The sequence below is a fragment of the Bacillus cereus group sp. TH152-1LC genome, from assembly GCF_027710505.1.
GTDB lineage: Bacteria > Bacillota > Bacilli > Bacillales > Bacillaceae_G > Bacillus_A > Bacillus_A mobilis.
The window spans coordinates 464935-479293 of record NZ_JAQFNK010000001.1 but is presented as its reverse complement, the minus strand read 5'-3'; the positions used below and the strand labels follow the sequence as shown (position 1 = coordinate 479293).

Below are 14359 nucleotides of genomic sequence, written 5' to 3'. Positions count from 1 at the left end.
TATTTATAAAGATTTATTATAAAGATTTATTTAAAAAACGAACGATGAAGCGCTTGCACTGCTTTCTTTTCATCTTTTTCGTTAATCAATAACCAAATTGTTGTATTTGAATCTGAAGTTTGAATTACTTCTATTTCTTCTTTTTCTATTGTTTTAATAATGGTTGCTACAACTCCTGGAACACCATTCATTGCATTACCTACTATTGAAACTTTTGATACATTTTCCTCTTTTTCGTGCTGGATTTTTTTAACTTTTAGAAATTGTTCTAGAACTACAGAATCACTCTCTGTCACTGTAAAATAAGCAGCTTCTTTTGTAATGTTAATAAAATCCACATTAATTTCTGATTCTTGAAGAAAGTTAAAAATGCCTTGGAAATTTCTTAATTCTGGATTATGTTTTTTTCCAATTGTATATCTATGAATTTTATTCGTTGATACAACTCCAGAAATCATAACTTCCTTAGCATCGTATTCCCTTTTACTTATGGATTTTTTTGTTACCTTAGTACCTAAACTATTAGAAAACGTAGAGCGAATTCTCATCGGAATTTCATGTTTCATTGCCAACTCTACTGCTCTCGGATGAACTACCGTTGCCCCACCCCAAGCCATTTGAGCAACATCTTCATAAGAAATCTTTTCTAGATATTTTGCATCCTTAACAACTCTTGGGTCAGCTGTCATTATTCCCTCAACATCCGTAAATATGTCTACCACTTCTGCCTCTAACCCAGCAGCCAACGCAGCAGCTGTTGTATCACTACCGCCTCTTCCTAAAGTGGTAAATTCTCCTGTTGTAGTTACACCTTGGAATCCTGGAACAACGACTACTTTTCCTTCTTTTAATTCTGCATTTACTCTTTGTGGCAATACATCCATAATAAGTGATGAACCAAACGTATCATTTGTAATTATACCCGCTTGACCACCCGTAAGTACAACGGAAGAAATTCCCTCTTTCTCCAAGATGGAGCAGAATACCGATGCAGAAATTAATTCTCCTGTAATTAACAATAAATCTTTTTCTCTTTTGCTAACTTCCCCTTGCAATAATGATAATAAAGTATCAGTAGCGTAAGGGTCTCCTTTTCTACCCATTGCAGAAACAACAACTACAACAGATTTTCCATTAGCTAGTTCCCTTTTGATGTGCGAAACGCAATGTTTTCTTGCCTCTTCTGTTGCAACTGAGGTTCCACCAAATTTTTGTACTATTATCTCCATACCATAAGGTCTCCTTCAGAAAAAAATGAATTCAAATATCATATTCAAACTTCTTTTTCTTTTTTATATTTTTGTTTAAATAATTGAATTAATTTACGATTACCTAACATGGAATTTGCTTACTTCTACATATTCCAATGCTTTATTGTTTTTTTAATTGTAACAAAAAAACCTTTAAGAATGATTGAATTTCATTATTTATTCGTAATTTAAAAAGATTTTTTTAAGTTACGTACAAATTTATTTTAAGTGTAAAAAAAAATTACAATTGAGGAGTGACACACAAGTATGTTCTTAGAACGCCTAGTTAAAGTTTTTAGTGCCCTTATTGTGGTTTTTCTCTTCGGATATGGTGCTTATTTAAGCTTTAGTATATTTGTTTGGAAAGATGTTTATAAAGAGTTACCAGTCCAAGAAAAAACCATAAAACTTATCAATGCTGAGACCGGTTTAGAAGAAATTGTATATAAGAAACAAGCTTTAAAAGATGGACAACCTTTTGCTTTTCTATTGCTAGGAACCGATTCTGATACCATAGAACATGGTAGAAGTGATTCAATCATCATAGCTGTAGTAGAACCTAAGAAGAATACATTAAACCTAGTATCAGTCCCAAGGGATACTTGGATGCTTAATAAAGCTACTGGAAAGTATGATAAAGCTACTCACGCTTTCAATAAAGGCGTTTCCAATACAATTGATAGTCTTGAAAATTATTTTCAAATTCCAATTGATTATTATGCATCAATCAACATGAACGGATTTATCGAGATGATAAATGCAATTGGTGGTCTTGATATCACTGTAGAAAAAGAAATGCAATTTTATGACCGCATCACAAATCAATACGTTAGAATTAAAAAAGGAACGCACCACTTAAACGGAAACGAAACCATAAACTATGCTCGCTTCCGTGGCGATGGCGAAGGTGATTTCGGAAGAAATAGAAGACAAAGACAGGTTATGGTTGAAATTATCAAACAATCAGCAGACCTTCAAAACATTAAAAAAATCAATGAATTAACTGGCATTTTAAAAGATAATTTTAGAACAAATGTCAAATCTTCTGCTATTCCTTTGTTCTTAGGTCAATTAGACTATGACGACACTTTGAAAATAAATCAAGTTGAATTACAAGGAAATCCTGCTAGAGAAGGTAGAATGTCCGTTGTAAAAGTAGACGAAGAAGAAAGAATCAAAGTTTCAAAAGAACTTCAACAAAAATTGGATTTGTACAAGAATTAATTTCTCCCCCACTTTATGTGGGGGTTTTTCTTCGTTTCAGATAAAATTACAATAAAAACTAGACAAAACACCTATTTTTAGATATTAAGCGTTTGCGTTATATTTAAAAGAGGTGAAGACATGAGACTGAATATCGCTAATGATAAACCTCAAATGATTGATTTCCTAGACAAATATTTAAATTTTCATCTTTTAAATCAACATGTAGAGGCTGTAATAAATGGAATCAAACACGAGGGAGAAATCACAAACACCATTACGTTCGAATATAAGAAACCCTATTACGTAATGACAGTCCATATCGGAGAAACTATTGAAGAAATCCCAATTTTACTAGACAAAACAAGAATTCGCATAGGAAAAACTTTATTCTTTTTCGAAACAGAGCGACACGCAACGGTTATTGAAATACAAGAATAAAAAACAAGTAAATTACTAATCCCTTTCGCCTTTATCCAAGTCATGTGATAAAGGCGTTGATTTTTCATAAGGGTTTTGAATATTTCTTTAAAAAAATACATAAGTCTATCAACAATTTTGTTCACGAAGGGAGCTTTAAAATGAATAAATACAAAAAAGCACATACACTTGCCTTTAGCTTTGGTATAACTTTGCTTCTAGTTTCTCAAACTGCCCACGCAGAGAACATAAAGGAATTACAAGATAAAAAGTTACAACTCCAACAGCAAGCAAATGATTCTGCTAATACAAAAGAACAATTACAGCAAGAATTAAATCAGGTTGAATCTGAAATTCAAACCCTTGAAATGAAACTTGCAACATTGACCAAAGAATTAGATTCTACAAACAAAGAAATTACAACGAAAGAAACTTCAATACGAAACACAGAGAGAGAAATCAATAAGATATTAAATGTTATTAAGGAAAAACAAATAGATTTAGAACAAAAAAAAGCGAAACTTGAACAAAACTTAAAACTTATGTATTCTAGTGGGAATGTTCAATTTCTAGAGTTCTTATTTCGCTCTGACAGCTTATCTCAATTTCTATTCCGTTTTGAAAAATACACGGATATTATGCACAAAGGCGAACAGCTTCATAATGAAGTATTAGAAAAAATTAACTTCATAAAGACACAAAAACAACTATTGGAAGACAAAAAAATAAAAATAGAAACTGAGAAAACAGAACTTGAAACAAAAAAGAAATTACAAGAGTTTCAAAAAACTGAACAACAAAATGTACAAAACGATTTAAATGCAAAGAAAAAGCAAGTTCAACATTCAATCGATGAAGAAGATGAAGCTATGGCAAGCTTATCTAGTGCTATTGCCGAGGCAGAAAAATCAATTCAATTTGAACAATCTAAAATTGAAGAAGCAAAAAGAATAGCAAAAGAAAAACAAAAACAGTTACTATTACAGCAACAACAGAAACAAGAGCAAGAGAAACAACAACAGAAGCAACAACAACAGAAAAATTCTTCAAGTTCAAATGCATCTGAATCAGCAAGAGAAAGCAATGAAACTAGTCAAAATTTAGGAAGTGCAATATTAGCATACCCAATGGAACCAGGAAGCTATACAATTACATCACCTTATGGATATCGTACTCACCCTATTACCGGTAAGAAAAAATTACACAACGGAGTAGATTTTGGTGCACCAAGGAATACACCTATTTATGCAGCAGAAGAAGGTTATGTTTTATATGCAGGACATGCTAATGGATATGGTAACTGGATTGTAATTAAACATCCTAATAATGGATTATATACAATCTATGGTCATATGTATGACGATGGTGTATACGTAAGTCCTGGAGAATATGTGTTCCGAGGTCAAAAAATAGGTGGAGTTGGCTCAAATGGCGGAAGCACAGGAAATCATTTACATTTCTGTGTTGCTACCTCTTTTGATGGAGGAACATTTAGCTATGCAAACCCATTAAATTACATTAATTAAATTCTTCTTTGCCTATCTCCTCGTTTTTCATTAAATAGATAGTGTCACTGAAAATAATAAAAAAAACAAAAAGGTTAGGAACATTATTTAATAATGCCTAACCTTTTTTTATCATATATCCTTACTTACACTACCTTAATCCAGAAAATATTTATTTTCTAAAAATATAGGCATTGCGAAATACACTTACTTGCTAAAATTACTATTGGTAATATCATGTAAAACATATGCTAAAAAGAATATTACACTTTCATTTTCAAATTTATGTTGAATCTTTTGTAATTGTCTATAGTATGTATCAGCATATTCACTAGGGTTGTTTTTCATTTCTAAATTAGCTTTAATTAAAGCATCTAGCTTATCCGAAATATCAACCATTTTACCTTCATATGTATTATTTTTAGACTCTACCATCAATTCTATTATTTCTTCTTTTAAAAACTCCGGCAATGACTCAATCATTTGACTAGCTGCATTTTTTTCATACAATTCGAAAGCCTCTTTAATCTTAGGATTAGAATGTTTTACTGGTCCCAAAATATCACCTGTAACGGCTTCTACTAAATCATGAAAAATAGTTTTACCCGCTAATAAATACATATCTATATTCTTACCATATTTAACGTTTTCTAAAAGACCATTAAATATAGATAGAGCAGTCGCTCGGTATGTATGAGAAGCATCATTATCCTTTACTAGATTAAAGTTCCCTTTCCATCTAGCTATTGTATCCAGCATCAAAATATTATTCAGGAATTCATAAACCCCTTCTCTTTTATCGAATTCATTCACCAACCAACGAATAGATTCTATTTCATGATTTACAAGCTTATCGTGAAATTCTGTAAACTTTTTTCTGAAAATAGGATTCGAACCATATAACATTTCTCTGTGACAAAATAACATAGCATCAAATGTATCAATACCATCCACAAGCCTACCTTCAAAGGACATATCTTCTGCTTCCACTATGAAATCCCAAAAAAATGCTTGTAATGACTTAGATAAATACGAAACAATTTCCTTACTTGCTTCTTGTTCAAAACTACGAATATGCTCTTGAACAAATGGGTCCTTTTTGGTTACATGTTTAATAGAACCCGTAATTGTTTCATTTAAGTCATGAAACAACGCTTTCCCTATTATTCGGAATTTATCCACTTGTTTTCCGAATTTCTTTTCTTCTATTAACGCTGCCAATGTAGCATAAGCTGCGCACCTAAAACTATGATTTGCTGCATTATCATCGAAGTGAGGGACGTATTCATCCCAACGGGGAACGTTTTGCATATGGATTACAGTTCTTATAAATTTTCCATTTTTCATTTTTTCTTCCACCTTTTTGTTGCTATTTTTAGTTCCTTACATTATATATTATTAAATTCAGAAATTGTTTAAAATGGCTATTTTTATTAAGGAGGTACAATAAATGTTTGAACTTAAAGACCCAATTGTAACGAATGTTCTTCATTCCTTAAATCAACATGGCGAAAGCGCTATATTTGGTGGATATATCCGAGATATTTTATTAAACATTAATCCAAAAGACATAGATATAGCCACAACCTTATCAACGGAACAAGTTATTTCTATTTATCCAATGGCTAATATAAGAGAGACCATATCTGGTTATACAATAATTTCTTTTACCATTAAAGGAAGAGTATTCGAGATAGTTCCCAATTCAGAGGATTTGTTAAAAAAAGCATCGGACGCTGATTTAAACATTAACTCACTAACATATGACGGAAATCATTTAATAGATGCCACCGATTCCTTAAAGGACTTCGAAAAAAAGATAATTAGCAGTGTGAAAAATAACTTCGAAGAACTTGTAGCAACTAGTCCTTTCATTTGGCTTAAACCTTTTAGGTTATCTTCTACTACAGGGTTTATAATTGATAAAGAATTACTAGATACTTTGGAAAAGACCAAATCAACTTTAAATTTAATAAATAAAAGCATCAAGACACAAGAAGGATACAAAATCTTAAATTCAAAATACCCCCTTCTATCACTTGAATTTTTATCAAAAATAGGTCTAATTTGCCCTTTTGAAATTAAATTCGACCCTAAATCTATAATCTTACCAAATTCACAAAATAACTATCATTTGCAGTTAATAGTTTTTGCCTACGCAACTTCTACTCACACTATAAATGACTTTTTAACGCTTTATGAATTCCCCGAATCAATTAAAAATAATTTTTATACTTTAATGTCACTTTTATCTGGAGAAACATCTACTACTAACTTTAGGTTATTAAATCAGAAGTTGCTTCTTGAACGTTTATTGCAAAAAAAATAGAAACAATTAAACTGTTTCTATTTTTTAAATCTTTCCTTATAAGCATTAATACGCTGCATCATTTCCGCTTCTATATCTGCATCATTTTCATTTTCTTCTTCATAATGCTTTATTGTAAGACCTTTCTTTTTATTTGAGTTTTTCATTTCTTCTTTTTGAATTTTATCTGTTGAAAAATCATCGTCTAGTAAAATATCTTCTTCCGTATCAATTTCTTCTATTTTATTTTTTGTATATTTATCAAAATCAAATTCAAAAGCACTATGTTCACTTCTTGCTTTTTTTGAAACTGATTCTATGAATGCAAAATCACTTTCATATTCATCTTCCACTCCATCATCTTCATAGTTATACTCATCAGGTCGATTCGGAGTAAATTCAGATTTTATATCATAGTTTGAATATAATTCATCATCAGAGTCTTCTTCATAATTAATGTGTTCTGGATACTCTTCTGTTTCATGCGTTATATGATTGTCTTTTTTATTTTTACCAAACGGAAAATATGATTTTCTTTCTCGTACAGGATATACTTCTTCTTCATATTCATAATCACTTGTATCTTCACCATAAAAACTATTTTCTGTTTGTTTAGTTTTGTTTACCAAACTTGCCAACAAGAATAAAAACGCTAAAATAAGCATTCCTAAACCAGAATACAAAATATACCCAATTGTTTCTAAGTTCATTATTAAAAACTCCTTTCTATTTAGTAGGATTTCCACCTAAAATCTGCAAACTAACTTGCTAGAGGTGATAAATTTGAATAACCAACAAAAGTATTATTTGACTGACGAGCAAAAAAATCAAAGACAAGCTCGACTAGAAGAAATTATAAACATTGAACTCCCAAAAAATGCTGAAGAAATCGAACGTGCAAAGGCACAGGGCGACCTTTCAGAAAATGCCGAGTACGACGCCGCAAAAGAACATCAAGCCAAATTATACAAAGAGAAAACTGAATTAGAAAATTTACTTAACAACGCCATTATTATTAAAGAAAATGAATCAAATGATAAAGTAGAAATTGGACACTCCGTAACCATCGAATGGTCCGACGGTAAAACTGAAGTTATCAAACTTCTTGGATATGGTAATGGTAAAACCGAAATTTCCATTGACTCTCCATTAGGAAGTTCTTTAATGGGCAAAAGAATAAATGATTCAGTCATTATCGAGGCTCCAATTGGTCGTTTGCAACTTAAGGTTTTGGAAATCAATTAAAAATAAAGACCAGTGTTTCTTACACTGGTCTCTTTTTATTATTAAAATATCTATAATTATAAAGAAATACAAATCCAATGTAAGAACCTAAAGGAATTATTATTGCCGCTAATACTTTTATCCAAAAAGGAATTAAAATATCCTTTGGTTTCTCAAAAACAACATTTTGTGTCGACACCACATTAACTGTATCAATTTTTTTATCGTTTTTTATGATTTCTATTTCCCCTAATTTCTGACCTTTGCTTATTCCTTTTATATACAACAAGTCTTCATCTATCTTTTTAGGGGTAAATCTTACATCGTATGCTGAATTGTCATTTTTTTGCATAGTTAAGTACAACGATTTTTCTGGTTTTACTATTACCTTTTTTTCTAAAAAAGTCAATTTTTTATTCCATTTTTCTTCATCAACAACCAATTTTTTTGTTAATTGGTCCATACTGTACTTTGATATTTTTAGGATATCATCATAAATATTGTACTTATCTGTAAGCTTGTTTGCTCCAAATATCACATTTACAACACGAATTCCATCTTTTTCGTCAATTTTCATTAATGTATTTCTTGCTTCATTTGTAAAACCAGTCTTTCCACCTATTGAATCTGGGTCATCGTGTATTTTACTCTTGTTCACAATTGGTACATCTTTTTGTAAATCAGTTGTTACTTTATAATGTTTTGTTGCCATTGCTTTACGAACTAAGTCATGTTTAATTGCTTCTCTACCAATCAAAGCCATATCATATGCAGTTGTGTAATGTTCTGGGTCATGCAATCCATTTGCATTTTTGAATTGAGTATCTAAGGCACCCAATTCTTCAGCTCTTTTTGTCATCATAGCTCCAAAAGCTTCTTGACTGCCGGCAATATGTTCCCCAATTGCACAAGCTATATCATTTGCAGAAATAGTCATCATTGTAAACAAAGCTGTATCTCTACTCAATTTTTCGCCTTCTTTAAATGCAATTTGAGAATTACTTCTAACTTCATTGACACAAGTTTTTGACAGCGTAATAGTTTCATTTTCCTTAATATTTTCATCTAACATCAAAGCTGTCATAACCTTTGTTACACTTGCCGGATAAGCCTTTTGATGAGAAGTTTTATCGAATAAAACATCTCCCGATTGTGCATCTAAACTCACACCATGATTTCCAATTATATTCGGTTCTACGCTCTCCGCAGAAGCCGAATTGGAAATAAACAACGACATAAACATCGACAACATTACTATAATATTAATTTTTTTTACCGTATTCAAACTTTCACCCAACTTCTTAATATAATTCTAAACCCCGCATTTAAAGGATATATAGATTCTAGATTGAACCATAAAAAAGCAGACAGTTTTTATCTGAAAAGGAGTGTGCATCCTATGATTATTGATTTTGAAGGATACATGTCTTCAGATAAATTCGAAAATGGTGTAATAAATACAATGCAAACAACAAATACTCCATTTTCTTATTATAGAGAAGGCTTTGAATCTCTCGTTATTTTAGAGAGACAACCATTATTTTTCGTTTTTTTAACCTATATTCCAACAGGGCATCATACACATTTGCCTACATTAGAACAGTCTATGAAAAACGAAAATGGGCATCCTAGACAATCAACCGGCGAATGGGTAGTTGATACCATTTTCCAAACACGCGAAGCTGACGCAAAGAGCATCTTTACAAAATTAGAAAACCTAAGTATTAAAGATAACATAATAACATTTATAAGAGAAGAATTATATCGTTTTTAATTTTTTACCCTTCTCAAAAAGAGAGAAGGGTAATTTTACATATTATTCATCTTTTAATTTGTATCCGATTTTAACTAATTTCTCTTCAATTTCTTTAATTGATTTAGCCCCTAATTGGTCTAATGCTTTAAGTTGTTCTCTAGTCAATGCCAATACTTGACCAATAGTATTATATCCAGACTTTTTCAAACAATTATATGGTCTTGGAGATAAATCTAAGGTTTCAATCAACATATCAAAAATTTCTTCTTCTTTTTGTTTTTCTTCTTCTAGTAATTCAAATTCCTCAACAAACTCTTTCATATCATCAAGATATCTTAAATGGCTTATTAGGATAAACTTAGCTATTGTAATCGCTTCTTTTGGCGAAACAACCCCATCTGTTTCTACATCTAAAACTAGTTTTTCATAGTTTGTGTTTTGTCCCACACGTTTTTTTTCAACATGTATAGATACATTTTTTACTGGCTTGAAGTCTGAGTCAATGCGAATTACATCTTGGAATCCTTCTTCTTCAAACTCTTTATGCTCATCTGCATCTAAATAACCTCTGCCTCTTTTCACAAAAATTGTAATGTTAACTTCCTTATCTCCTGTAAGCTTTAAAAATTCTACATCTGGAGTAAGACACTCAACACCTTCAGGAAGAGCAATGTCTTTAGCGTAATAACTACCTGCTTTTTTTCCGGAAAATTTAAGTTCCATCATGTCTTCTCCAGGAACAGAGAAAATCATGTTTTTTAATCTAGTAACTAACTCTGTACCATTATTAATAGTACCTGAAACATGTTGAAATTCATGATTCAAACCTTCTATAAGAAGACCCATTACAGCAGTCCCTGGAATACTTGATAATAAAACCCTACGCAAGTCATTTCCTAATGTTCTAGCATATCCTCTTTCTAAAGTAGAAAAATGAAATCTTGCTCTTTTATTTGAAATTTCTTCATATTGGACTTCTATTTTCTTAAATCCTAAATTCAAAGTGAAACACCCGCCTTTTTTTATTTTTTAAAAGAACCTAAACACTCTATTCTATCTCGTTATTTTTGAATTTCTTTGCGAAATCCTACCTTTATATAAATCCAGAAAAAATAAATGCATTTCAAATCCAGAAAGTGACATAAATCCAAAATAAAAGAGGGCTCTTTGAGCCCCCTTCTATTATTCTTCGGAATACTCAGGGAATCCAGTTCCAGCCGGAATATTTCTCCCTAGAATAACTGCTTCTTTTAATCCAATAATTTTATCAATTTTCCCTTTAACCGCAGCCTCCGTTAAGACGCTAGGCGTTTCTTGGAATGATGCAGCGGATAAGAATGATTCTGTTGATAATGACGCAGTTGTTATTCCCATTAGTACAGGTATGAATTCTATTACTTGTTTTTCTTCATTACGTAATTGTTTATTCTTTCTTTCTATGTATCCTTTATTCAGAATAGAGCCCATTACTTCGTCAGAATCACCTGGATTGAAAATTTGAACTTGTTTCGTCATTTGTCTAATGATTACTTCAATATGTTTATCATTTATTTTAACACCTTGACCACGGTATACTCGTTGCACTTCTTGAAGTAGATACTCTTGTACAGGTTCTATGCCTCGTAACTCTAATAATTTATGAGCATTAATTGAGCCTTTAGTTAATTGCTGTCCAGGAACAACTTTCATTCCATTTTCCACTTCAATACCCACACCAAGGCTAACATGATAAACTTGCTCTTTACCCTCATCAGTTATAATTTTAATATCCTTTAAACGACCTTTTTCTATGATAGAGACCGTTCCGCTAAATTCAGAAAGGATGGCTTCACCTTTAATCTTTTTTCTCGCCTCAAATATTTCTTGAATACGAGGTAAACCTTGTGTAATATCATTACCAGCTACCCCACCAGAGTGGAAAGTACGCATTGTTAGCTGTGTCCCTGGTTCACCAATAGATTGTGCAGCAATAACACCAACAGCTTCTCCTCTTGGAACCTCTTTATTTGTTGAAAGGTCATATCCATAACATTTTTTACATACCCCTTGGACTGATTCACAAGTAAGCAGAGAGCGAATAGGTACTTCTTCAAATAATTCGGCTATTTCTTTCGCTTGTTGCTTGTTAATAAGAGAATCTTTTTCGAAGATAACTTTTCCATCCAACATTAAATCTTTTCCTAATCTTCTACCTAAAATTCGCTCTTCCAATTTCTCAACTCTAGGTTCAATGTCTCTAACTAATATATAACTTTCTGTTTTGCAATCATCTTCATTCACCACAACATCATGCGCAACATCTACAAGTCTACGAGTTAAATAACCAGAATCGGCTGTTTTTAAAGAAGTATCGGCTTGTCCCTTACGAGCACCATGAGAAGAAATAAAGTAATCAAATGGGTCTAACCCTTCTTTAAAGTTCTTCAAGATTGCGCGTTCAATTGTTTTACCAGAAGGGTCTGCCATTAATCCACGCATTGCTGCTAACTGACGATATTGATTTTTAGAACCACGAGCTCCTGAATCAATCATCATTTTTATTGGATTAAAACCGCCTCCATCAAGAGTATCAATTGATGCATCTGCAACTTTCGCACTAATTTTTGACCATTTATTCACAACAAATTCATGACGGTCATCTTTGGAAATACGACCATATTGATATAATTCTTCTATTTCCACCATGTCAGATTCAGCTTCTTTAATGATATCCCATTTATGTTCCGGAACTACAACATCTGCTAAAGAAATAGTTAATCCAGCTTTTGTAGAATATACAAAACCTTTTTCTTTAATATTATCTAGCAATATAGCTGTTTTTTCTTCTCCGATTTCATTGTATACCTGAGAAACAAATTCTTCTAAGAAACCTTTATCAAAATTTTTGACTTTCTTATTCTTTAGATAATCTAGCGTTTCCTCAATATCATCAAATACGCCTTCTGTCTCTATTAGATTTACTACCCCATTATTCATAAATGGAATTCCTTCTGGCAAATCTTCGTTAAAAATAATCTTACCAGGTGTGGTAACAAGGTATTTACCATTAAATCTATCATCATCAGCTACATTTAAAATAATTTTCGTATGATAAGTTATGTATTTATTTTCTAAAGAAGAATAAACATCTCTAACACTTGCAAAGAACTTACCTTCTCCTTTTGCACCTTCCTCTTCAATAGACAGGTAATAGCAGCCTAAAACCATGTCTTGTGATGGAGTTACAGATGATTTACCATTTTGCGGATGCAACAGGTTTTTAGTTGCCAATAAAAGAATTCTTGCTTCTGCTTGGGCTTCGCGAGAAATCGGTATATGTACAGACATTGTATCACCGTCAAAGTCGGCATTAAATCCAGAACATACTAAAGGATGTAATTGAATTGCTTTTCCTTCAATAATGACAGGTTCAAAAGCTCGAATTGACAATTTATGTAGAGTTGGTGCACGATTAAGTAACACTGGATGATGTTGTACGATTTTTTCTAAAACATCCCACATTTTATCGTTTCTATTTTCAATTTGACGTTTTGCTTGTTTAAACGTTTCTACATAACCTAATTCTTTCATTTGATTCATTACAAATGGTTTAAATAATTCAAGCGCCATTTCACGAGGTATACCACATTGATGTAACTTTAATTCAGGTCCAACTACAATAACTGAACGCCCCGAATAATCAACACGTTTACCCAACAAGTTTTGGCGGAAACGCCCTGCTTTACCTTCCAAGTAAGAAGACAATGATTTAAGAACACGTTTACCAGGTCCCGTTACAGGATGTTGTCTGTTTTGATTGGCAATTAATGAATCCACTGCCGCTTGCAACATACGAAGTTCGTTTTCTTCAATAATGCTCGGAGCTCCTAGTTCTTTTAAACGTTTCAAACGATTATTACGATTAATAATACGACGATACAATTCATTTAAATCAGATGTTGCGAAACGACCACCATCTAATTGAACTAATGGTCTTAAATCAGCAGGAAGGACAGGAATCATGTCCATAACCATCCACTCTGGTCTATTTCCAGATTTTCTGAAGTCTTCTACTAATTTAAGTCTTCTAGCAATATCTTTTGCTTTTAGAGTTTTTGTTTCTTCTAATTCTTTTTTTAACTCTTCAGCCATTTTATCTAAATCAATTTCTGCTAGAAGTTCTTTAATTGCTCTTCCGCCAATATCCACTCTAAATGCTTCGCCATATTTCCCATATAATTCAGCGTATTGTTTATCTGTAACGACCTGTTTCTTTTGAAGTTGTGTACTCCCTGCATCTAATACAATATAATTTTTGCAATAAATTACACTTTCTACATCTTTTTGTTTCATATTTAATAGCAGAGGAATGTAATTTTGTTTCTTAAAATACCAAAAATGAACAATTGGCGTAGCTAGTTCAATATGACCCATTCGTTCACGACGAACACGGGAATGTTGTACTTCTACCCCACACTCTTCGCAAATGGTACCAACATCTCTTTCCTTTTTGTATTTTCCACAACCTACTCCACACTGATAATTTTTGGTTGGACCAAAAATCTTTTCACAGAACAAACCGTCTTTTTCAGGTTTAAAAGTACGATAGTTCACAGTTTCTGATTTTTTAATTTCCCCAAAAGACCATGATTTTATGGTCTCTGGGGAAGCTAATTTAATACTTAAGTGTTCTTTACCAGATACTTTCGCCATC

The 14359-nt window shown here is 32.1% G+C and carries 12 protein-coding genes; 6 read left to right on the top strand and 6 right to left on the bottom strand.

Annotation, left to right across the window (positions count from 1 at the left end):
* Window positions 1–26: 26 nt before the first annotated feature.
* A complete protein-coding gene (gene dapG, locus PDL00_RS02370) occupies window positions 27–1229 on the bottom strand; it encodes an aspartate kinase (protein WP_270726002.1) in 1203 nt (400 codons plus the stop codon).
* A gap of 288 nt (window positions 1230–1517) precedes the next feature.
* On the opposite strand from dapG, the gene PDL00_RS02365 reads away from it, so the two are divergent.
* The 3 genes from PDL00_RS02365 to PDL00_RS02355 all read left to right on the top strand — a co-directional run bounded on the left by PDL00_RS02365 (window position 1518) and on the right by PDL00_RS02355 (window position 4399).
* Window positions 1518–2474 carry an LCP family protein gene (locus tag PDL00_RS02365; RefSeq protein ID WP_270725999.1) on the top strand — a complete coding sequence of 319 codons (957 nt, stop codon included), beginning with the start codon at window positions 1518–1520 and terminating at the stop codon, window positions 2472–2474.
* Window positions 2475–2594: 120 nt separating this feature from the next.
* Entirely contained in the window at window positions 2595–2894 is a 300-nt protein-coding gene (locus PDL00_RS02360; RefSeq protein ID WP_098006787.1) for a hypothetical protein, read from the top strand.
* Window positions 2895–3034: 140 nt separating this feature from the next.
* A complete protein-coding gene (locus PDL00_RS02355) occupies window positions 3035–4399 on the top strand; it encodes a murein hydrolase activator EnvC family protein (RefSeq protein ID WP_270725996.1) in 1365 nt (454 codons plus the stop codon).
* Window positions 4400–4585: 186 nt separating this feature from the next.
* Here PDL00_RS02355 and PDL00_RS02350 read toward each other — a convergent pair whose 3' ends face one another.
* Window positions 4586–5725 carry a YfbR-like 5'-deoxynucleotidase gene (locus PDL00_RS02350; RefSeq protein WP_098517516.1) on the bottom strand — a complete coding sequence of 380 codons (1140 nt, stop codon included), beginning with the start codon at window positions 5723–5725 and terminating at the stop codon, window positions 4586–4588.
* Between the two features lie 103 nt (window positions 5726–5828).
* Between PDL00_RS02350 and PDL00_RS02345 the strand changes: the two genes are divergently transcribed.
* Window positions 5829–6707, top strand: a complete 879-nt coding sequence (locus PDL00_RS02345; protein WP_270725990.1) for a hypothetical protein — start codon at window positions 5829–5831, stop codon at window positions 6705–6707.
* Window positions 6708–6724: 17 nt separating this feature from the next.
* Here PDL00_RS02345 and PDL00_RS02340 read toward each other — a convergent pair whose 3' ends face one another.
* Window positions 6725–7396 carry a hypothetical protein gene (locus PDL00_RS02340; RefSeq protein ID WP_270725988.1) on the bottom strand — a complete coding sequence of 224 codons (672 nt, stop codon included), beginning with the start codon at window positions 7394–7396 and terminating at the stop codon, window positions 6725–6727.
* A 73-nt stretch (window positions 7397–7469) separates the two neighbouring features.
* Here PDL00_RS02340 and PDL00_RS02335 point away from each other — a divergent pair, with 73 nt between their 5' ends.
* Entirely contained in the window at window positions 7470–7931 is a 462-nt protein-coding gene (locus PDL00_RS02335) for a GreA/GreB family elongation factor (protein ID WP_270725985.1), read from the top strand.
* 19 nt (window positions 7932–7950) lie between these two features.
* On the opposite strand, the gene PDL00_RS02330 is transcribed toward PDL00_RS02335, so the two are convergent.
* Window positions 7951–9195, bottom strand: a complete 1245-nt coding sequence (locus PDL00_RS02330; protein ID WP_270725982.1) for a D-alanyl-D-alanine carboxypeptidase family protein — start codon at window positions 9193–9195, stop codon at window positions 7951–7953.
* A gap of 114 nt (window positions 9196–9309) precedes the next feature.
* On the opposite strand from PDL00_RS02330, the gene PDL00_RS02325 reads away from it, so the two are divergent.
* On the top strand, window positions 9310–9684 hold the full coding sequence (locus PDL00_RS02325) for a hypothetical protein (RefSeq protein ID WP_270725980.1): 375 nt from the start codon (window positions 9310–9312) through the stop codon (window positions 9682–9684).
* 42 nt (window positions 9685–9726) lie between these two features.
* On the opposite strand, the gene PDL00_RS02320 is transcribed toward PDL00_RS02325, so the two are convergent.
* Entirely contained in the window at window positions 9727–10668 is a 942-nt protein-coding gene (locus PDL00_RS02320) for a DNA-directed RNA polymerase subunit alpha (RefSeq protein WP_270725978.1), read from the bottom strand.
* Between the two features lie 180 nt (window positions 10669–10848).
* The gene (rpoC, locus tag PDL00_RS02315) at window positions 10849–14358 is read right to left on the bottom strand and encodes a DNA-directed RNA polymerase subunit beta' (RefSeq protein WP_098879838.1); all 3510 of its coding nucleotides are present in this window, start codon (window positions 14356–14358) and stop codon (window positions 10849–10851) included.
* Window position 14359: the final 1 nt, after the last annotated feature.

Excerpts from the sequence above, each read along its gene's own strand:
- dapG (WP_270726002.1), bottom strand. The coding sequence starts at position 1,229 with ATGGAGATAATAGTACAAAAATTTGGTGGAACCTCAGTTGCAACAGAA.
- PDL00_RS02365 (WP_270725999.1), top strand. The coding sequence starts at position 1,518 with ATGTTCTTAGAACGCCTAGTTAAAGTTTTTAGTGCCCTTATTGTGGTT.
- PDL00_RS02360 (WP_098006787.1), top strand. The coding sequence starts at position 2,595 with ATGAGACTGAATATCGCTAATGATAAACCTCAAATGATTGATTTCCTA.
- PDL00_RS02355 (WP_270725996.1), top strand. The coding sequence starts at position 3,035 with ATGAATAAATACAAAAAAGCACATACACTTGCCTTTAGCTTTGGTATA.
- PDL00_RS02350 (WP_098517516.1), bottom strand. The coding sequence starts at position 5,725 with ATGAAAAATGGAAAATTTATAAGAACTGTAATCCATATGCAAAACGTT.
- PDL00_RS02345 (WP_270725990.1), top strand. The coding sequence starts at position 5,829 with ATGTTTGAACTTAAAGACCCAATTGTAACGAATGTTCTTCATTCCTTA.
- PDL00_RS02340 (WP_270725988.1), bottom strand. The coding sequence starts at position 7,396 with ATGAACTTAGAAACAATTGGGTATATTTTGTATTCTGGTTTAGGAATG.
- PDL00_RS02325 (WP_270725980.1), top strand. The coding sequence starts at position 9,310 with ATGATTATTGATTTTGAAGGATACATGTCTTCAGATAAATTCGAAAAT.
- rpoC (WP_098879838.1), bottom strand. The coding sequence starts at position 14,358 with ATGGCGAAAGTATCTGGTAAAGAACACTTAAGTATTAAATTAGCTTCC.